The sequence below is a fragment of the Mycobacterium seoulense genome (genome assembly GCF_010731595.1).
In the GTDB taxonomy this organism is placed as follows: Bacteria; Actinomycetota; Actinomycetes; order Mycobacteriales; family Mycobacteriaceae; genus Mycobacterium; species Mycobacterium seoulense.
In genome coordinates this window covers 3155345-3174364 of the sequence record NZ_AP022582.1, presented here as the reverse complement: position 1 = coordinate 3174364, position 19020 = coordinate 3155345, and the positions used below count along the sequence as shown (strand labels likewise).

At 67.7% G+C, this 19020-nt stretch carries 16 protein-coding genes; 6 read left to right on the top strand and 10 right to left on the bottom strand.

The window, feature by feature from the left end; genetic code table 11:
• Window positions 1–2 precede the first annotated feature (2 nt).
• Together pstC and pstA are read left to right on the top strand one after the other, a co-directional pair.
• Window positions 3–1001: a phosphate ABC transporter permease subunit PstC gene (gene pstC, locus G6N37_RS14465; RefSeq protein WP_372514676.1), complete on the top strand. Its 999-nt coding sequence runs from the start codon at window positions 3–5 to the stop codon at window positions 999–1001.
• The gene (gene pstA, locus G6N37_RS14460) at window positions 998–1906 is read left to right on the top strand and encodes a phosphate ABC transporter permease PstA (RefSeq protein ID WP_163681488.1); all 909 of its coding nucleotides are present in this window, start codon (window positions 998–1000) and stop codon (window positions 1904–1906) included. The genes pstC and pstA overlap by 4 nt, the downstream gene beginning before the upstream one ends.
• An 18-nt stretch (window positions 1907–1924) precedes the next feature.
• Here the strand turns inward: pstA and ku are convergent, their stop codons facing one another.
• The 5 genes from ku to G6N37_RS14435 form a co-directional block, all read right to left on the bottom strand.
• The gene (ku, locus tag G6N37_RS14455) at window positions 1925–2833 is read right to left on the bottom strand and encodes a non-homologous end joining protein Ku (protein WP_163681486.1); all 909 of its coding nucleotides are present in this window, start codon (window positions 2831–2833) and stop codon (window positions 1925–1927) included.
• 90 nt (window positions 2834–2923) lie between these two features.
• Window positions 2924–3832 carry a carbohydrate kinase family protein gene (locus tag G6N37_RS14450; protein WP_163681484.1) on the bottom strand — a complete coding sequence of 303 codons (909 nt, stop codon included), beginning with the start codon at window positions 3830–3832 and terminating at the stop codon, window positions 2924–2926.
• Window positions 3829–5238 carry a mannitol dehydrogenase family protein gene (locus G6N37_RS14445; RefSeq protein WP_163681482.1) on the bottom strand — a complete coding sequence of 470 codons (1410 nt, stop codon included), beginning with the start codon at window positions 5236–5238 and terminating at the stop codon, window positions 3829–3831. Before G6N37_RS14445 ends, G6N37_RS14450 begins: the two co-directional genes overlap by 4 nt.
• 61 nt (window positions 5239–5299) lie before the next feature.
• Window positions 5300–6157, bottom strand: coding sequence for an HAD family hydrolase (locus tag G6N37_RS14440; protein ID WP_232074991.1), 858 nt, complete (start codon window positions 6155–6157; stop codon window positions 5300–5302).
• Entirely contained in the window at window positions 6157–7671 is a 1515-nt protein-coding gene (locus tag G6N37_RS14435) for a mannitol dehydrogenase family protein (RefSeq protein ID WP_163681480.1), read from the bottom strand. The genes G6N37_RS14440 and G6N37_RS14435 overlap by 1 nt, the downstream gene beginning before the upstream one ends.
• 126 nt (window positions 7672–7797) lie before the next feature.
• Here G6N37_RS14435 and G6N37_RS14430 point away from each other — a divergent pair, with 126 nt between their 5' ends.
• Both G6N37_RS14430 and G6N37_RS14425 read left to right on the top strand, forming a co-directional pair.
• On the top strand, window positions 7798–10056 hold the full coding sequence (locus tag G6N37_RS14430; protein ID WP_163681478.1) for an ATP-dependent DNA ligase: 2259 nt from the start codon (window positions 7798–7800) through the stop codon (window positions 10054–10056).
• Window positions 10053–11990 carry a fumarylacetoacetate hydrolase family protein gene (locus G6N37_RS14425; protein WP_163681477.1) on the top strand — a complete coding sequence of 646 codons (1938 nt, stop codon included), beginning with the start codon at window positions 10053–10055 and terminating at the stop codon, window positions 11988–11990. The genes G6N37_RS14430 and G6N37_RS14425 overlap by 4 nt, the downstream gene beginning before the upstream one ends.
• On the opposite strand, the gene G6N37_RS14420 is transcribed toward G6N37_RS14425, so the two are convergent.
• Window positions 11987–12904, bottom strand: a complete 918-nt coding sequence (locus tag G6N37_RS14420) for an SAM-dependent methyltransferase (protein ID WP_163681474.1) — start codon at window positions 12902–12904, stop codon at window positions 11987–11989. The genes G6N37_RS14425 and G6N37_RS14420 overlap by 4 nt on opposite strands.
• A 75-nt stretch (window positions 12905–12979) precedes the next feature.
• On the opposite strand from G6N37_RS14420, the gene G6N37_RS14415 reads away from it, so the two are divergent.
• Window positions 12980–13786, top strand: a complete 807-nt coding sequence (locus G6N37_RS14415; protein ID WP_163681472.1) for an enoyl-CoA hydratase/isomerase family protein — start codon at window positions 12980–12982, stop codon at window positions 13784–13786.
• A gap of 58 nt (window positions 13787–13844) precedes the next feature.
• On the opposite strand, the gene G6N37_RS14410 is transcribed toward G6N37_RS14415, so the two are convergent.
• The 4 genes from G6N37_RS14410 to G6N37_RS14395 form a co-directional block, all read right to left on the bottom strand.
• A complete protein-coding gene (locus G6N37_RS14410; RefSeq protein ID WP_163681470.1) occupies window positions 13845–14711 on the bottom strand; it encodes an LLM class flavin-dependent oxidoreductase in 867 nt (288 codons plus the stop codon).
• An 89-nt stretch (window positions 14712–14800) separates the two neighbouring features.
• The gene (locus G6N37_RS14405; protein WP_163681468.1) at window positions 14801–15565 is read right to left on the bottom strand and encodes an STAS domain-containing protein; all 765 of its coding nucleotides are present in this window, start codon (window positions 15563–15565) and stop codon (window positions 14801–14803) included.
• Window positions 15566–16007: 442 nt separating this feature from the next.
• The gene (locus tag G6N37_RS14400) at window positions 16008–17240 is read right to left on the bottom strand and encodes a DUF4873 domain-containing protein (protein ID WP_232074990.1); all 1233 of its coding nucleotides are present in this window, start codon (window positions 17238–17240) and stop codon (window positions 16008–16010) included.
• Window positions 17237–18142, bottom strand: a complete 906-nt coding sequence (locus tag G6N37_RS14395; RefSeq protein WP_163681465.1) for an AurF N-oxygenase family protein — start codon at window positions 18140–18142, stop codon at window positions 17237–17239. The genes G6N37_RS14400 and G6N37_RS14395 overlap by 4 nt, the downstream gene beginning before the upstream one ends.
• 122 nt (window positions 18143–18264) lie before the next feature.
• Here G6N37_RS14395 and cobF point away from each other — a divergent pair, with 122 nt between their 5' ends.
• Complete coding sequence (gene cobF, locus G6N37_RS14390; protein WP_163681454.1) at window positions 18265–19017, top strand: precorrin-6A synthase (deacetylating); 753 nt, start codon at window positions 18265–18267, stop codon at window positions 19015–19017.
• Window positions 19018–19020 lie beyond the last annotated feature (3 nt).

Here is a 19020-nt window from a genome sequence, read left to right as displayed (position 1 = left end):
AGGTGGTCGTGACCCGTGGAGCGGTAGCCAGCCCGTCGACTCCGAAGAAACCCGAGCTCAAGGCGCTGGGCGCGTCGTCAGCTCGACGGGCCGACCGACTGTTCAAGCTGACGGCTGCCGCTGCCGGGTCGACGATCGTGGCCGCGATCCTGCTGATCGCGGTGTTCCTGCTGATTCGTGCGGTTCCGTCCTTGCGTGCCAACCACGCGAACTTCTTCACGAGCGCCCAGTTCAGCACCACCGAACCGGGCAGGCTCGCGTTCGGCATCCGCGACCTGTTCATGGTGACCGTGTTGAGTTCGATCACCGCGCTGGTCCTGGCGGTACCGGTCGCGGTCGGGATTGCGGTGTTTCTCACCCAATACGCGCCCAAGCGGCTGGCCCGCCCGTTCGGGGCCATCGTGGACCTGCTGGCCGCCGTGCCCTCGATCATCTTCGGGTTGTGGGGGATCTTCGTGCTCGCGCCCAAGATCGAGCCCGTCGCGGCGTTCCTCAACCGCAACCTGGGCTGGTTCTTCCTGTTCAAGCAGGGAAACGTGTCGCTGGCCGGTGGCGGCACCATCTTCACGGCGGGCATCGTGTTGTCGGCCATGATCCTGCCGATCATCACGTCGGTCTCGCGTGAGGTGTTCCGGCAAACCCCCCCCATGCAGATGGAAGCGGCGCAAGCGCTGGGTGCCACCAAGTGGGAGGTGGTGCGGATGACGGTGCTGCCGTTCGGCCGCAGCGGTGTCATCGCGGCCTCGATGCTGGGGCTGGGCCGTGCGCTCGGTGAGACGGTGGCGGTGCTGATCATTTTGCGTTCTGCCGCGCGGGCGGGGAGCTGGTCGCTGTTCGACGGCGGTTACACGTTCGCCTCCAAGATCGCCTCCGCGGCGGCCGAATTCAGCGAACCGTTGCCCACCGGCGCCTACATCGCCGCGGGGTTCGCGCTGTTCGTCTTGACGTTCGTCGTCAACGCGCTGGCCCGCGCGATCGCCGGCGGGAAGGTCAACGGATGACGCACCCGGTCGAGGCGTTCGACCGGCCGGTCAAAGCCCAGGCGTTCCGGCCGGTCAGCATCCGGCGCCGGCTCACCAACAACGCCGCGACGATATTCTTCGTCGCCTCGTTCCTCATCGCGCTGGTGCCGCTGGTCTGGGTGCTCTCGGTCGTGGTGGACCGCGGTTGGTACGCGGTCACCCGGATGGGCTGGTGGACCCACTCGCTGCGCGGGATTTTGCCGGAGCAGTTCGCCGGGGGCATCTATCACGCGCTGTATGGAACCGTGGTGCAGGCCGGGGTCGCCGCGCTGATGTCCGTGCCGCTGGGCCTGATGACCGCGGTCTTCCTGGTGGAATACGGCTCCGGCCGGCTGGTGCGGTTGACGACGTTCATGGTCGACGTGCTCGCCGGGGTGCCCTCTATCGTGGCGGCGCTGTTCGTCTTCAGCCTCTGGATCGCCACCCTGGGATTCCAGCAGAGCTCGTTCGCCGTGTCGCTGGCGCTGGTCTTGCTGATGCTGCCGGTGGTGGTGCGGTCCACCGAGGAGATGCTCCGGTTGGTGCCCGACGACCTACGCGAGGCCAGCTACGCCCTCGGCGTTCCGAAATGGAAGACCATCATGCGGATCGTCTTTCCGATCGCGATGCCCGGCATCGTCTCCGGCATCCTGTTGTCGGTGGCGCGGGTGATCGGCGAAACCGCTCCGGTGCTGGTCCTGGTCGGCTACAGCCGGTCGATCAATCTCGACGTCTTCCACGGCAACATGGCCTCGCTGCCGTTGCTGATCTATACCGAACTCACCAACCCCGAGCACGCTGGCTTCCTGCGCATCTGGGGTGCGGCGCTGAGCCTGATCATCATGGTCGCCGTGATCAACCTGATCGCCGGGGCGACCCGGTTCGTGGCGACCCGCCGGCGCTGAACGCCCGCGGGATCCGCGTCACGACCTCGACGCGGCCTTCTTCGCCGGTGCCTTCTTGGCCGGTGCTTTCTTTGCCGTGGTCTTCTTGGCGGCCGTTTTCTTGGCCGGCGCTTTCTTGGCGGGAGCTTTGCCGTCGCCGGAGCGCGCCTTGACGCTGGCTTCGAGCTTGGCCAGCAGGTCCGAGACGTCCTCGGTCTCGTCGAGTTCCTTCGGTTGCTCCTCGGTGGTGAAGGCTTCGCCGCCTTCGAGTTTCGCGTCGATCAGCTCCTGCAGCTGCTCCTGGTAGGTGTCGTGGTAGCGGTCGGGATTGAAGTCTTCGGCCATCGACTCCACCACCTGGCCGGCCATCTTCAGCTCCGCGGGCTTGATCTCGACCTCCTTGTCGAGCACCGGAAAGTCAGGGTCGCGGATCTCGTCGGGCCACAGCAGTGTGTGCACCATCATCACGTCCCGCTTGCCGAAGTCCTTGACGCGCAACGCCGCCAGCCGCGTCTTGTTGCGCAGGGTGAAGTGCACGATGGCCATCCGATCGGTTTCGGCGAGCGTCTTCGCCAGCAGCACATAGGATTTCGACGACTTGGAGTCGGGCTCGAGGAAGTAGCTGCGGTCGAACAGCATCGGGTCGACCTCTTCGGCGGGAACGAACTCGAGCACCTCGATCTCGCGGCTGCGTTCTTCCGGCAGGGTGGCGATGTCGTCGTCGGTGATGATGACCATCTGGCCGTCGTCGGATTCGAAGGCGCGGGCGATGTCCCGGTATTCGACGACCTCGCCGTCCACCTCGCACACGCGTTGGTACCGGATGCGGCCGTTGTCCTTGGCGTGCACCTGATGGAACTTGATGTCGTGGTCCTGGGTGGCGCTGTACACCTTCACCGGGACGTTGACCAGCCCGAATGCGATCGAGCCCTTCCAGATGGAGCGCATGTAAGTCAGTATGCCCATACTGTTCGCCGGCTAACAGGACGCGGGTCCGTTGCGCCGCAGCTCGTGACCGCATCGACACCTGCCGGGAGGCTACGGCCGGTTTGCCTGGGCCAGCTCGGCGCGGTCGGGGAGGTTCGCCCCGGCACGGCCCACGGTCACGGCCGACGACACGCTGGCCGCCTCGAGCGCTTCCGCCAGGACGTCGATCGGGATGCCGTGCAGGGCGGCCCGGCGGTCGGAGCCCAACAACTCCATGCCCCAGAGCGCGTCGAGCAGGCCGACCGTAAAGGCGTCGCCGGCACCGACGGTGTCCACCACCCGGACCGGCCTGGCGGCCGCGCGCGCCTCGCCGGCCGAGCACAACGCCAGCGAGCCTCCGGCGCCCATCGTCACCACCACGATCGCCGGTCCCGACGCCAGCCAGCTTCGAGCGGTCTGCTCGGGTTCGCGGTCGGGGTCGATCCAGCGCAGGTCCTCATCGCTGACCTTGACCAGATCGCTGTGCTCGACGAGGTGCTCGATCCGCGCACGGGCCAATTCGCGGTCGGCGATCAGCGACGGCCGCACGTTCGGGTCGAAGCTGACCGTAGCCGAGACGCGGTAGGTGTCGATCAAGGCCTCGACCGCCAGGCAGCCTGGCTCGAGGACGGCGGCGATGGACCCCGTGTGCACGAACAGCGGCGGCGGAACTTCGAGTGCGCCCGAGAGCCGCCAGTCCAGATCGAACACATAGTCCGCCGACCCGTCCCCGGCGATCGTCGCCACCGCGGTCGGTGTCCGGGTAGCCGCAATGCTGCCCGGGACAAGCTGTGCGCCAGCAGATTTCACGCAGTCGACGATGCGCCGGCCATAGCGGTCGTCGGCGATGTGGGTTAGGAAGTCGACGTCGCGGCCCAGCCGGCCGAGCCCGACGGCGACGTTGAGCGGGCTCCCACCGACATGCTCGTCGCCGCCGACGATATCGATCAGCGACTCGCCGATCACCAGGCCGCGGGTCATCGCACCAACGCCTCCAGCGTCGCTCGAGCTCCCTTGCTGTGCAACGAATCCAGCGCCCAGCAGTACGCCTCGACAAACCGCGGTTGGTGGGCCAGATCGCAGAACACGGCGGTGACCTCAATGAACGCGGTGGGATTCTGGTATTGCGACCGGGCGATCGGGATGAGCGAATCCGCGAGCTGGTCCACCACCTCGTACGGGTTACCCCATTCGTCGATGCCCTCGGCGTAGCGCGCCCAGCTGGCCGCCGCCGCGGCCGCGAGTTGCACCGGCCCACCGCCAGCCAGGTTGTCGCAGATGACGGGAAAGAGCCATTTCGGGATCCGGTCCGATGAGTAGGCGCACAGGCGCGCGACGGTGTCGCGCACGGCCGGGTTGGCGAACCGCTCGACCAGTGTGCGGCCGTAGTTGTGCAGGTCGATTCCCGGCACCGGCGGCAGGGTGGGGACGGCCTCGGTATCGAAGTAAGAGAGCAGGAATTCGGCGAATAGGGGATCGCGGGCCGCCTCGTGGACGAAATGGAAGCCGCACAGATGGGCGAAGTAGGCCAGGCACTGATGCCCCGCGTTGAGGAGCCGCAGCTTCATCAGCTCGTAGGGGCGCACGTCGCCGACCATCAGCACCCCCGCTTGCTCCAGCGGGGGACGGCCATCGGCGAAGTCGTCCTCGATCACCCAGGCGGTGAAGGGTTCGGCCACCACCGGCCACCGGTCGTCGACGCCGAAGTCGCGCCGCACTTCCGCGGCCATCTCCAAAGTCGTTGCCGGAGTTATGCGGTCAACCATCGAACTGGGGAACCGGGCGTGTTCGGCCACCCACTCGGCCAACGCGGGATCTCTGCGATCGGCGCTGGCGAGCACGGTGCGCCTGGCGGCGTCACCGTTGTTCTCGATGTTGTCGCAGGAGACGACAGTCGGGGCGGGGACTCCTCGATCGCGCCGCCTGCGGAGCGCCTCGGTGATCAACGCGAACGCCGGCCCATCGGGATCGCGGTACCCGCCTTCGGTGATGGTCAGCGAAATGATCCGGGTCGATGCCGCGGCAAGGACCTCCAGCGCTGACTCCGGATCGTCCGGGGCGTAGCGGTAATCGATGATCGAGCCGATCACCTGGGCATCCCGGCTGCCGTTCGGATTCTCCAAGATCAGCGTGTACAGCCCGTCCTGATCATTGAGGACATCGCGCATGGTCCAGTCGGCGGGCATCACCCCCACCCCGCAGATGCCCCACTCGTGCGCCAGGCCTTGCTGCAGCAGCAGGTTGATGTAGGCGGCCTGATGCGCCCGATGGAAGTGACCAGCGCCGATATGCGCAATTCCGACGCGGACGCTGCCGCGGTCATATTTCGGCGCGTCGATCGGCAGCCTGGAGAGCGACGCGTTGTTCAAACTGACTGCGTTGGCCATCGTCGGCCACCTCCTCCCCGGGCCCACCGCCCGGATCGCTACTGTCCAGGGGGCCGACGCCTTACGTGGCTCGGGGACCTCCAGCCGGCACGGCCGACGACAGCAGGACATCAGCAAGCGCACGCCACGAATCGGTTATCGCCACCGCGCCGGCATCGATCAAATCCGCTCGGCGGCAATCCCGTTCGTCGGGTGGCACGAACATCAGGTTGCCCACGGTGGCATAGCCGGCTGCGACCGCGGAACTGACGCCGGCCACGGAGTCCTCGATGGCCAGCCCCTGTTCTGCTGCCACGCCCATTGCCCGGCCGGAATGCAGGTAAACCGCCGGGTCCGGTTTGCTTGTCGGCACCGGAAGCGAATCCTCCGCGCTGAAAGTCACAGTCTCCGGTATCAGCGAGTCGATGCCGGTGGCGGCGAAGCAGGCACGCAGGCGGTTGGTGGCGCTGGAGCTGACGGCCGCGAGCGCGTAGTGCGGCGCGAGGTCTCGCAGCGGGTCCAGCACCTGCGGGTCGGGGATCAGGGTGACAGCCAGATGAGCGGTGACGCGTTCGCGCTCTTCACGCACCCACTGCTCGAGTTCGTCGGCGGACAACGCGTTTCCGCTCGCCAGCTCGCCGGCCGAGGCGATCACCGCCGCGGGAAGGCGGTCGGCCAACGTCTGGTCGAGCGGCAGGTGGCACTGGACCGCCAGGTCTAGAGCCATGGCGCGGAAGTTCTTCCCGACGGCGCGCTTACGCAGCTCCTCCGAGTCGAGCGGAGCACTCACGCCGAACCTGGCCAGGAAACGATTCATCACCTCCGTCGACGCCTCGAACGCCGGCCTCTCCGAAGCGAACAGGTTGTCGTCGGCGTCACACAGCAAAGTCGTGATCTGCGCCGGATCGAATGTGCGCACAAATGTCAGGCCGCCGCTCATCAGGACACCAACTCCCTCTCGTCGTTGCGCATCGCGTCACGAAGCGTGGGCAGCACACCGCGCGTATCGATGCGCGCAATCATCTCGCCGAGCCGCTCCGCAAAGCCGGGAACAGCGCGTAGTTCGGCGAACATCGCATGTCGCAGCAGCGGATCGGGGTTGCCGGTTGCCATGTTGGCCAACCTAGCCACCGGTATCGCCTGCGAGTCTTCCAGGCGGAGCTTGCGCCCCTGCAGGTCGTGGCCGCGCATATACCGGGCCCATCCGGCAACGGCCAACATCAGCAGCGTATGCGGTCTGCCCTGGGCGATCGCCTCGCGCAGGGAGGGCAACACAAACAACGTGATCTTGCCCGTTCCCCGCCGGGCCAGCCGCGACAACTGGTCGCTCATGCGGGGATTGCCGAGCCGATCGAGCAAGGTGGCCCGGTATTCGGGAGTGTTCATCCGGGGGACTGCCGGTAACAGTGGCTGAATTTCGTCGCGCAGCAGCTTCTCCACGTAGTCGAATATGACGGGGTCCCGCATCGCTTCGTCGGTGCGCTGGTAGCCGGCCAGCGTGGCCAGGCACGCGAGCGCGATATGGGTTCCGTTGAGCAGACGCGTCTTGATCAGCTTGTGGTCGCTGACATCGGCGACGAATTCGGCGCCAACCTCCTCGAGCGGCGGCCGCCCGTTGCTGAACGAATCCTCGATCACCCACTGGCGATACGGCTCGGTCACGATGGGACATTTGTCGGCCACGCCGTATGTCTGCTCGACGAACGCGCGCTCCGACTTCGAGGTCTGCGGGGTGATGCGATCGACCATGGTCGACGGAAAAGCGACATTTCTTTCGATCCAGCGCGCAAGCCGGGGGTTCCTCATGGCCGCGAACGACACCAGGGCGGTTTTCGCCGGTCGGGTGTCGCCAGGAATGTTGTCGCAGCACAGCACGGTGAACGGCGCGACGCCCGCGCGGCGGCGCCGGTCGAGAGCTTCGGCCAGATATCCCCACGCGGTGGCATAGCTGCCGGACGCGACCAGGTCAGCGCGGACGTCAGGGTGGTTGGCATCGAACTCGTCGGTCACCGGATCCAGGAAGTAGCCGTTGTCGGTGATCGTCAGGCTCACGATGCGGGTTTGGGGATCTGCCAGGCCGGCGCGGACCGCTGCGCCATCGTTCGGTGCGTAATGGACGGAGCCGATCGAGCCGACCACGCGGGCGGTCTGGCCGTCATGGCCGCGCTGTACCACGGTGTAGAGCCCGTCCTGCGCCGCCAACATGTCTTTGGCGTTCGGCGAGTGCAGACTGACGCCGGTAACACCCCAGCGATCCGAAATGCCCGAGCGGGCAAGGTCGTCGAAGTAGACGGCCTGATGTGCGCGGTGAAAGTTGCCCGCGCCGATGTGAACGACACCGCGCCGAAGGGCCGACCTTTCGTACGTGGGTACCGCGATTCGCTTCGAGTGCAGTTGCAGGGTGGCATTGCTGAGGGGGACGCCGCCTTCTGGACGCCGGGAGATTATGCGCATCGGTATTCCGTGCCCGACGCGCCAGCGGGTCTAACGCCTTCGTGGTTGACGTCACAGAAATTTACGTTTGAGACATAATCCGTGGTGGGAAACAAGAGGCCCTGTTCAAACGCGTAGGTTGACGACATGGCACCGCGGGTGAAGCTGACCAACGCCGACAAGGTGCTCTACCCCGCCAGCGGGACCACGAAGCGGGACGTCTTCGACTATTACACCCAGATCGCCGCGGTGATGATCCCGCACATCGCGGGGCGCCCGGCCACCCGCAAGCGCTGGCCCAACGGCGTCGAGCAGGGTGCCTTCTTCGAGAAGCAGCTGGCCTCGTCGGCGCCGGACTGGTTGCCACGCGCCAGTGTCACGCACCGGTCCGGCACCACGACGTATCCGATCATCGACAGCCCCGAGGGGCTGGCCTGGATCGCGCAACAGGCCGCGCTGGAAGTGCATGTGCCGCAGTGGCGGTTCGTCGCCCAGTGGACGCGGCGCCATGCCGAAGAACTCAAGCCCGGCCCGGCGACTCGACTGGTGTTCGACCTCGATCCCGGTGAGGGGGTGACCATGGCGCAGCTGGCCGAGGTGGCCCACGCCGTCCGCGACCTCATCGAAGGGATCGGGCTGACCCTGTTCCCGCTCACCAGCGGGAGCAAGGGCCTGCACCTCTACGCGCCGCTGGCTGAGCCGGTGAGCAGCAAGGGTGCGACGGTGTTGGCGAAACGGGTTGCCCAGCAACTGGAAAAGTCGATGCCCACGCTGGTCACGTCCACCATGACCCGCAGCCTGCGGGCGGGAAAGATTTTTCTCGACTGGAGCCAGAACAACGGATCCAAGACGACCATCGCACCGTATTCCCTGCGCGGGCGCGAACACCCGACGGTCGCGGCGCCGCGCACCTGGGAGGAGATCGAGGACCCGGCGTCGCTGCGCCAACTGCGTTACGACGAGGTGCTGGCCCGAGTGGCGCGCGACGGCGATCTGCTGGCGGCCCTGGACAAGGACGTCGCCGTCCCCGACCGGCTGACCAAGTACCGCAGCATGCGCGACGCATCGAAAACCCCGGAGCCGGTGCCGCGGACGAAACCTGCTACGGGTAAAGGCAATTCGTTCGTCATCCAGGAGCATCACGCCCGGCGGCTACACTACGACTTCCGGCTGGAGCGCGACGGCGTGCTGGTGTCGTGGGCGGTGCCGAAGAACCTGCCCGAAACCACATCGGTGAACCACCTCGCGGTCCACACCGAGGATCATCCGCTGGAATACGCGACGTTCGAGGGCAACATCCCCACAGGGGAGTACGGGGCCGGGAAGGTGATCATCTGGGATTCCGGAACGTATGAGGCGGAGAAGTTTCGCGAGGACGAGGTCATCGTCAACCTGCACGGCAGCAAGGTGTCCGGCCGCTATGCGCTGATCCAAACCAAGGGCGAACAGTGGCTGGCGCACCGGATGAAGGACCAGAAGGTCTTCGATTTCGACGGGATAGCGCCCATGCTCGCCACCCACGGCTCGGTCGCGGCGTGCAAGGCCGGCCAATGGGCGTTCGAAGGCAAATGGGACGGCTACCGGCTGCTGGTCGAGATCGACCATGGAGACTTGCGGGTCCGGTCCCGGCGCGGCCGGGAGGTCACCGGCGAATACCCCCAATTACGGGCGCTGGCAGCCGATCTCGCCGACCATCACGTGGTCCTCGACGGGGAGGCGGTCGTGCTGGACAGCTCCGGCGTGCCGAGCTTTCACGCGATGCAGAACCGCGGCCGCGGCAGCCGCGTGGAGTTCTGGGCGTTCGACCTGCTGTATCTCGACGGCCGTTCGCTGCTGCGGGCCCGCTACCACGACCGCCGAAAGCTGTTGGAAACGCTGGCCGGCGGTAGCGACCTCATCGTCCCCGAGCTGCTGCCCGGCGACGGGAAACAGGCGCTGGAGCACTCCGCCGAGCACGGCTGGGAGGGCGTGGTCGCCAAGAAACGCGACTCCACCTATCAGCCGGGCCGGCGCTCGGCGTCTTGGATCAAGGACAAGCATTGGAACACCCAGGAAGTCGTCATCGGTGGTTGGAAGGCCGGGGAGGGCGGACGCAGCAGCGGCATCGGCTCGCTGCTGATGGGCATCCCCGCCGACGGTGGTCTGCGCTTCGCCGGGCGGGTCGGTACCGGGTTCACCGAACGTGACCTGGCGAGCCTGAAGAAGACGCTGGCGCCGCTGCACACCGACCAATCTCCATTCACTCCACCGCTTCCGCGCAGCGAGGCCAGGGGGGTGACGTACGTCCGGCCGGTGCTGGTGGGCGAAGTGCGCTACAGCGAGTGGACCCCGGATGACCGTTTGCGCCAATCGAGTTGGCGTGGGCTGCGGCCGGACAAGGAACCGAGTGAGGTGGTGCGCGAATGAAATGGGTGACCTACGTTGGCACCGAGGGTGAACGCACCGGGGTGCTCTCCGGTGATGCCATCCACGCGATGCCCGCCGGCGTGACGCTGCTCGACCTGATCGGTCGCGGCGCCCACGGGTTGCGCGCGGCCGGTGAGGAGGCGCTGCGTGCGCCGGCGGCGACAGTGCCCCTGGATGCGGTGCGGCTTCTGGCGCCGATCCCGCGCCCGCCGTCCATCCGCGATTCGCTGTGCTTTCTCGACCACATGCGCAACTGCCAGGCCGCGCTGGGCGCGGGCCGAACACTCGCCGACACGTGGTACCGCATACCGGCCTTTTACTTCGCCTGCCCGGCAACGGTTTTGGGACCCTACGACGATGCCCCGACCGCGCCCGGAAGTGCTTGGCAGGACTTCGAATTGGAGATTGCGGCGATCATTGGAACCGGCGGGCGGGACCTCACGGTGGACGAGGCCGAGCGGGCCATCATCGGCTACACCATCTTCAACGACTGGTCCGCCCGCGACCTGCAGCAACTGGAGAGCCAACTGGGGATCGGGCAGGGCAAGGGCAAAGACAGCGGCGTCACGTTGGGCCCATTCCTGGTGACGCCCGACGAACTCGAACCCTACCGGCGGGACGGCAGGCTGGACCTGCGGGTGACCGCCCTGGTCAACGACGCCGTGATCGGGTCGGGGTCGACCGCCCAAATGGATTGGACCTTCGGCGAAGTCATCTCCTACGCCTCGCGCGGCGTGACGCTCGTCCCCGGCGACGTCATCGGCTCGGGCACCGTGCCGACCTGCACACTGGTCGAGCATCTGGATCCGACGGCGCTCGACTCGTTCCCGGGCTGGCTGCGCGACGGCGACGTCGTCACGCTCCAGGTCCAGGGGCTCGGGGAGACCAGACAAACCGTGCGTGCCGGTCCCGCACCACACCCGTTGGCCGTTCGGCCCAATCCGGACGCCGCGCCCGCCCCGCGGCGGGTCAACCGAGCGCCCGCCAAGGTGCCCTACACCCGCGGCCTGCACGCGGTCGCCGACCGGGTGTGGGCGTGGACGTTGCCGGACGGCGGTTACGGCTGGAGCAACGCCGGGCTGGTCGCCGGCGATGGGGCGTCCCTGCTCGTCGACACCCTGTTCGACCTGGCCTTGACCCGCGAGATGCTCACCGCGATGCGCGACATCACCTCGTCGGCGCCCATCACCGACGCGCTGATCACCCACTCCAACGGCGACCACACCCACGGCAACCAGCTGCTGGCCCCCTCCGTGCGGATCATCGCGGCGCGGGGAACGGCCGACGAGATCGCACACGGGATGGCTCCCGAGATGCTGGCGATGGCGCAGACCGCGAACCTCGGGCCGGTCGCGACCCCCTACACCCGAGATCGCTTCGGGTACTTCGACTTCAGCGGCATCACGGTGCGCAACGCGGATCAGACGTTCGGCCGCGAGCTGACCATCGAGGTGGGCGGGCGGCGCGTCGACCTGCTGAACCTGGGTCCCGCGCACACCGCCGCGGATTCGGTGGTGCACGTGCCCGATGCCGGGGTGCTGTTCGGCGGCGACCTGCTGTTCATCGGCTGCACCCCGATCGTGTGGGCCGGCCCGATCGCCAATTGGATCGCCGCGTGCGATGCGATGATCGCGCTCGACGCGCCGACGGTGGTGCCAGGACATGGCCCCGTCAGTGATCCCGACGGAATCCGTGCTGTGCGTGGGTATCTCGCCCACGTCTCGGAACAAGCCGAGGCCGCCTACCGCCGCGGCCTGACGTGGTCCGAGGCGGCCGACACCATCGATCTCGGCGAGTACGCGTCCTGGCTGGACGCCGAGCGCGTCGTCGTCAACGTCTATCAGCGGTACCGCGAGCTCGACCCGGAGACCCCGCAGCTGGAGGTCATGGCCCTACTGGTGATGCAGGCCGAGTGGCTGGCCAAGCGCGCCTAAAGCCGCACGGCCCGAACGAATTTGATCGTGGTGGACGGGACCTGCAACGCCGACGGCCCCAACTCCGGCAACCCGGCGGCGGCGAACAGGTCGGCGAGCCGGGATTCGGTGGTTTCCCAGCCGTTCGCGTGCAGATGCGCGGCGACGTCGGTGTGTTCGCCTGGATACGTCAAGCTGGTCAGGTCCATCTCGAGTCCCTGCCGTCGCCAGCCCTCGGTCATCAGCCGAGCCTGTTCCTGGGCCGCCGGCGAGGTGCCGGTCACCGTGCCGTAGTCGGCGGCGAACCGGCTGCCCTCGGCCGACAGCGGGATGATGGAGTCCAGCAGTCGGATCTCGGCCTCCGGCGGGAGCCATCCGATGAGCACGCCCTCGGCGAGCCACGCCGTGGGATGGGCCGGATCGAAGCCCGCCTCCTGCAGCGCCGCCGGCCAATCCTCGCGCAGATCGATCCCGACCTCGCGGAGCTTGGCGGTGGGTGCCGCCCCGATCTCCGACATCGTCGCGGCCTTGAACGCGATCACCTCGGGCTGATCGATTTCGTAGACCGTCGTCCCGATCGGCCAGCGCAGCCGGTAGGCGCGGGAATCCAGCCCTGAGGCCACGATGACCACCTGGAGCAGCCCCGCCTGCCCGGCCGCGGCGAAATAGTCGTCGAAATACCGGGCGCGGGCGGCGAACGTGTCCACCATCCGGTGAAAGCCGACGTCCTTCTCGAGGTCGTCGGGATCGAGTTCGCCACTGGCGAGCCTGGTGAACACGTCCAATCCGACGGCACGCACCAGCGGTTCGGCGAAGTCATCCGTGATGACCGGCTGCGGACGCTTGCTCGCGGCGGCGCGGGCGGCGGCGACCATGGTGGCCGTCGCGCCCACGCTGTTGGCCAGGTCCCAGCTGTCACCTTCGGTTCGTGCCATGGCTTCTCCTTCGATGTGGCGGCCAAACCACCGTATGCCCCTCAGTGAACATCCGCGTCGCCTACGGTTTCTGCCATGCCCGCAGTGGAATTGGAAACCGTCGAAGACGGCATCGCCCGCATCACGCTGAACCGGCCGGAGCGCCTCAACGCCATCGACGGGGCGTTGATCGACGGCGTGGACCATGCCTTGGACGCGCTGGGCGGCGGCGAGTTCCGCGCCGCGATCCTGACCGGCGCCGGACGCGGATTCTGCGCGGGGGCGGACTTGAGCGGCACCGGCGAGCCGTGGACCAAACCCAGTCCGTCCACCCCGCCGTTCAAGGTCAACTACGACTCGCAGGTCCGCCTGGCGGAGCTGTTCACCCGCATCTACGAGCTGCCCATCCCGGTGATCGCCGCGGTCAACGGCGTGGCCGTCGGGGGAGGGCTGGCCTTCGCGCTGGTCTGCGACGTCCGGGTCGCCTCCGATCGGGCCCGGTTCTCCTCGGCGTTCATCAAGGCGGGCTTCTCGTCGATGGACATGGGCACCAGCTACCTGCTGCCGAAGATCGTCGGCGCGGGAGTGGCCCGGGAACTCATGCTGACCGGCCGCATCATCGACGCGGCCGAGGCCTACCGCATCAAGCTGGTGCACGAGGTGGTGGCCCCCGACGGCCTGATGGCGGCCGCGCTGAAAATGGCCCGCTCGATCGCCGAGAACAACGCCTACGGCGTCTGGCAGACCAAGACCGGCCTCAACGCCGCGTTGGATGCGCCCAGTTTGCGGCATGCCATCGAGATCGAGAACCGCACCCAGATCCTCAGCGGCTTCACGAACAACCCGGCCGAGGCGGCCAAGGCGCACCGGGAGAAGCGAGCGCCGAAGTGGGATCCGCTGTGACGGTGGGCCCGACGGCGGCGGCCCGCCGCGCCCGGCTTCGCGGCGCTTGCGACCGCCGCTACACCTTCGCGATGACGTTCTCGGCGAACATCTCGAGGTTGCGGATCTTGTTCTCCAGCGGCTCGGTGTCCTTGCCCTTGATGTAGGGGATGCGGAAGCCGACGATGGCGTCGGTGACGCCCTTGTCTTCGAGGCGTTTGATGCCGTCCACGGTGTAGGCGTCGGCCGAGATGACGTGAATCTGGAACGGCCCGGTCTTGCCCGCTTCCTCGCGGTACCGCTTGAGCTTGGCGATGAGCCCGTCGAGTTCTTCGGGGTCGCCGCCGCCGTGCATCCAGCCGTCCAGCCGGGCCGCCCGGCGCAGCGCCGCGTCGGCGTGCCCGCCGATCAGGACCGGGATGGGCTGGGTCGGAGCGGGGGTCATCTTGGTCTTCGGGATGTCATAGAACTCGCCGTGGAATTCGAAGTAGTCGCCGCTGGTGAGCCCCTGGATGATTTCGATGCATTCGTCCATGCGCTTGCCGCGCTTGGCGAACGGCACGCCCAGCAGTTCGTAGTCCTCCGGCCACGGGCTGGTGCCGACACCGAAGCCCACCCGATTGTTGGTCAGCGCGGCCAGCGAACCGATCTGCTTGGCCACCAGCGCCGGCGGCCGGATGGGCAGCTTGAGGACGAAGAAGTTGAAGTGCAGCTTCGTCGTCACCGCGCCCAATGCCGCTGTCAGCACGAAGGTTTCGATGAATTCCTTGCCGTCCAGGAACTCGCGATCCCCGTCGGGGGTGTAGGGGTATTTCGAGTCGGACTCGAAGGGGTAGGCGATGCTGTCGGCGATCGTCATCGCGTGGTAGCCGGCGGCCTCGGCCGCCTGGGCCAGTGGGATGTAGTACCGGTAGTCGGTCATCGCCTCCGCGTAAGTGAACCGCACGTCATCTGCCTTCCTGGAAACGGGTCGTCACACGAGATTAGAACGTGTTCTAGTTCTACCCGTGCCCGGGTTCCCAGCACAATAAGGCGTCAGAGCTGGTTTTCGGGGCCGATGACCGCCCACACCGTCTTGCCCGCCGAGGTGGACGTGCTGCCCCACGCGCGTGACAACGCGTCGACGATCGCCAGGCCGGACACGTCGATGCCCTTCGCCGGCGACGGCAGCCGCACGGCCGGGGCATGACTGCTGTCGGACACCGCGATGGTCGCCGTCGCGCCATGGCTCTCGATCCGGACCACCGGAACGCTGGCGGTGTGCTCCAGCACGTTCTCGACGAACACGTTGACCACCACCAACGCGACGGGGATGAGCGTGGACTGCGACCACGCGGTGAGCCACTCACGGACCAGGCGGCGTGATTCCCGCAGGCTGGTCAGGTCGGCGGGCAGCTGCGCGTCGGCGCGACGCACGGCACGCCGGCTCTGCTGGCTGAGCGCCTTCATCGCCGCCTTCTCCGTCGAGTACACCGGCATGAAGTAGGCGACGCCGCTGCGGGTGATCGCCTCCCGCGTGCCGCGGTGCGCGCAGACCAGCATGACCGGAACGTTCGGATTGTCGCGAATCTGCCAATGTGCGCCGATGAACGTCGACCACGCCGATTCGGCGAGGACCTTGAGGGCGGAGACGTTGACGATGACGGCGGTGGGCCCGTCCAGCGTGGCCTTCAAGATGTGGTCGCGTAGAGCCGCGGAATTGGTGGTGTCGAGCGCACCGTCGACCGTCAGGATGACCACCGATTGATCTGTCCGCGTCGCGACGGCCAGTGTGCTGGGGGATTCAGCTACGCTGCTCACCACCGCGGCCCCTTCGCCGTCGACGGCCGAGGGTGGCGCGGCGACCGGACACGCGGCTGGATCAGAAACGACGGGGACGTCGCAATACGGCTTGCCGGCTGGGTCCTGTCGTCCGGTTCCATCGCCACTCCTCGAAATTACTGCCGGGCCAACTGCTTGAGTATCCGCCCTCAGCGGCAAAAGTCTAATTCGGGTCGAGCGGCCTGCACGCCATTGGAAAGCGCGGCTTTGGGGGGATGGTGTACCGGACGCGCGCGGCACGCAACGCGATAGGAGTGAGTCGCGTGCCCGTCCCCACCCGCTCGAGGCCCCCGCCACTACCGCGCCCACCATGTTGTTCGAATCCGCTGCGCCGCACGCGCATCCCCCGGGGTTACCACTTTCTCGGGGCGACCAAACGCCCGGAACGCGCCGCAAAACGGCGCGATGAGCAGCGCGAATGTCAGTTGCGCGCGTACGGCGGCGCACCCACCCCGGTCACCGAGTGCGTCCCCCACGGCGTTTGCTCAACGATCCGCGCGGCGGCGCTGCGCCGGCCCACCGTCAACGTCGCGGACCGCGTTTGCCTGAGCACCTCGTCCGGCAGGGGCCGCGACGGCGAACCGAACACCGTCCCCTGCCAGTGGTAGCGGCCGTCGATCGGGTCGAGGTGGCCGGTCAGCCGGACGCGCACGGGATGGGTGGCGCCGGCGATTTCCAGTGTCGCCGCGCCGTCATAGGTGTCGTCGCGATCGGGCGCGGCGGACGACAGGTCGAAGGCGGACGCCACCGGAGGGGCCGGGTCGGGCGTCAGCTGCGCCCGCTCGTTGAAGACTCGCAGGCTGCTGGAGCGCACCTCGATGCGGCGGCTGGCTGTGCGCTTCATCAGCCGGAGGCATTCGGCGATGTAGCGCGCCTGGGCGCCGGCGTCGGGCCCGGTGATGAAGAAGTAATTGGGGAAGCCGCGAACCGCCACGCCGTAGAACGGCTCCATGCCGTCCTGCCATGCCTGCCGGATGCTCAGCCCGCCGGCGCCGACGAGCGTGTCATCGGCCGGCTCGTCACGGATCGAGAACCCGGTGCCGTAGACGATGGCATCGACGGGGTGATCGACGCCGTCGTGAGTGCCGATGCCCGACGCGGTCACGGCCTCGATCGCCGACCCGGCCACGCTGACCGAAGGGCGCTCGGCGGTCGGTCGGACGCGGCGGCCCAGCCAGCGTCGGACCCGGGTCGACCACAGCGGGACCTCGGTGACCACGCGGCGCGGGGACAGGGGAAAGACGGTGACCGATGCCGCCGTCTGGATCAGCCGGCCGATGTGGTGGCCGGCGGTGGCGTCGGTGCCCACCACCGCGAGGCGCTTGCCGGACGGATCGAAGCCGGGAGCCCACTCGGCAGCGTGAAACGACTCGCCGAGGAAGGCGTCGCGGCCGGCGATGTCCGGCAGCCAAGGGACGAAGGGCGGCCGGTCCGCGGCGATGACGGCCCGCGCCCGCACATCCTCGCCGCCGGCCGTCGTCAGCATCCAGGTGTCGGTGCCCTCGTCGAACCTCGACCGGACCTCGGCGGCCGGCCCGTCGAGGGCCATGAAATCGCTGACACCGGCGCGCAGCAACGCCGATTGGACGCCGGGGTGCGCGCCGAGGATGGCTATCGGGTGGCGGGGCTCGGCGGGGTCGCGCGGCCGCGTCACAGAAATCTGCTGCGCTTCCAGCCGCGGCGGGCGATGGGGCCCAGCAGGCCCACCTCGGTCAGGAACGCCGCCAGCGGGGCGAAACCGGCGACCTGGATGTCGCGGCGATGCGGGCTGGTCCGCGCGATCCGTCGCGCCCGCTTCGGGTCCAGGCCGGAGCGCGCATACGGGATCGGGTTGCTGAACAGGTAGTTGAAGAAGTACCCGCCCAGCCCATTGATGTTGGCCATGAACCAGCGGTTGAGCCGGGGCATCTCGGCGACGCGTTTGCGGGCGCCGTCGCGGGCGAACTGGATGTGGCGCGCTTCCTCGGTGACGTGAATTCGCATGAGCCGCTGGATGATCGGCTGCAACTCGGGGTCGTCCATCATCTGCCGCTGCAGCGAGTCGAAGATCTCTTCGCCGATCAGGGCGGCCACCCACAACATCGAGCCCCGCTGAAACGCCAGCGGCAGCGCGTTGATGATCATGCGGTGAAACAGCCTTGGCCGCACCGGCTTTGCGCCGATGCGCTCGATGGCCTTGCCGAACATCACCATGTGACGGGTCTCGTCACCGAGTTCGGTCAGCTTGTAGTGGGTCGAGGAGCTGGTGGGGTCTTCGTGCAGGATCGTGCGCAGCAGCGACTGGTTGAGCATGTTCTCGAACCAGATCCCGGCCGAGAGCGTGTTGACCAGCTCCTGGCGGGACAGCTCGATTTGTTGTTCGCGGGTCAGCTCGTCCCACATCGGCGTCCCGTAGAGCGACACCAGCCGCGGCGGCAGGTAGAACTTGTCGGGGTCCAGCGGGGCGTCCCAGTCGATGTCGACGATCGGTTCGTAGGACTTCTTCACCGAGCCCCTGAGCAGGCGCTCGGAGAACTCTTCACGACTCGGCCCACCTGGCTTCACAGCTGAGGTCATCGCGGGGTCCCTTCGTTGGGAGCTGCAGACGGTACCCATGGTACTGGGTACTTGTGGACCCGACTAGGGGTCGACGGTTGCGATTCGGCAATGTGGCGGGCAACGAGCATCGGGAGGCAGTCGTGAGCCGGCATATCCACGTCATCGGCATCGGCGCCGGTGATCCCGACTACCTGACCGTTCAGGCGATCGACGCGCTCAACGACACCGACGTGTTCTTCGCGATGGACAAGGGCGAGACGAAAAGCGACCTGGTCGCGCTGCGACGGCGGATCTGCGCCCGGTTCATCCGCGACCCGGGCTACCGCTTCGTCGAGCTGCCCGACCCCAAGCGGTCGGCCGATCCCGACTACCGCGAGGCCGTTGCCGACTGGCATGCCGCGCGGGCGCGGGTCTGGGCCGCGGCCATCGCCGACGAGCTGGGCCCCGACGGGGTCGGGGCCTTCCTGGCCTGGGGCGACCCGTCGCTGTACGACAGCACGCTGCGCATCCTGGACGCCATCAAGGCCGAAGCCGCCGAGCTCGAGTTCACCTTCGATGTCATCCCCGGCATCACCGCGGTGCAGGCGCTGACGGCCCGGCACCGCGTCCCGCTCAACGAGGTCGGTGAACCGGTCCTCATCACCACCGGCCGAAAGCTGCGCGCGCACGGGCTGCACGGGTCCGCGGTCGTCATGCTCGACGCCGAATGCTCCTTCCAGGTCTGCCCGCCGCGCACCCGGATCTGGTGGGGCGCCTACCTGGGCACCGCCGACGAGCTGCTGGTGACGGGCACCGTGGGCGAGGTCGGCCCGCGCATCGCGGCGCTGCGGGCCGAGGCGCGGGCGCGCCACGGCTGGATCATGGACACCTATTTACTCAGACCGGCAGACTGAAGG

Coding starts and splice junctions, on each gene's coding strand:
- pstA (WP_163681488.1), top strand. CDS start 998: ATGACGCACCCGGTCGAGGCGTTCGACCGGCCGGTCAAAGCCCAGGCG.
- ku (WP_163681486.1), bottom strand. CDS start 2,833: ATGCGCTCCATCTGGAAGGGCTCGATCGCATTCGGGCTGGTCAACGTC.
- G6N37_RS14450 (WP_163681484.1), bottom strand. CDS start 3,832: ATGACCCGCGGCCTGGTGATCGGCGAGTCGCTGATCGATATCGTCGGC.
- G6N37_RS14445 (WP_163681482.1), bottom strand. CDS start 5,238: ATGGCCAACGCAGTCAGTTTGAACAACGCGTCGCTCTCCAGGCTGCCG.
- G6N37_RS14440 (WP_232074991.1), bottom strand. CDS start 6,157: ATGAGCGGCGGCCTGACATTTGTGCGCACATTCGATCCGGCGCAGATC.
- G6N37_RS14435 (WP_163681480.1), bottom strand. CDS start 7,671: ATGCGCATAATCTCCCGGCGTCCAGAAGGCGGCGTCCCCCTCAGCAAT.
- G6N37_RS14430 (WP_163681478.1), top strand. CDS start 7,798: ATGGCACCGCGGGTGAAGCTGACCAACGCCGACAAGGTGCTCTACCCC.
- G6N37_RS14425 (WP_163681477.1), top strand. CDS start 10,053: ATGAAATGGGTGACCTACGTTGGCACCGAGGGTGAACGCACCGGGGTG.
- G6N37_RS14420 (WP_163681474.1), bottom strand. CDS start 12,904: ATGGCACGAACCGAAGGTGACAGCTGGGACCTGGCCAACAGCGTGGGC.
- G6N37_RS14415 (WP_163681472.1), top strand. CDS start 12,980: ATGCCCGCAGTGGAATTGGAAACCGTCGAAGACGGCATCGCCCGCATC.
- G6N37_RS14395 (WP_163681465.1), bottom strand. CDS start 18,142: ATGACCTCAGCTGTGAAGCCAGGTGGGCCGAGTCGTGAAGAGTTCTCC.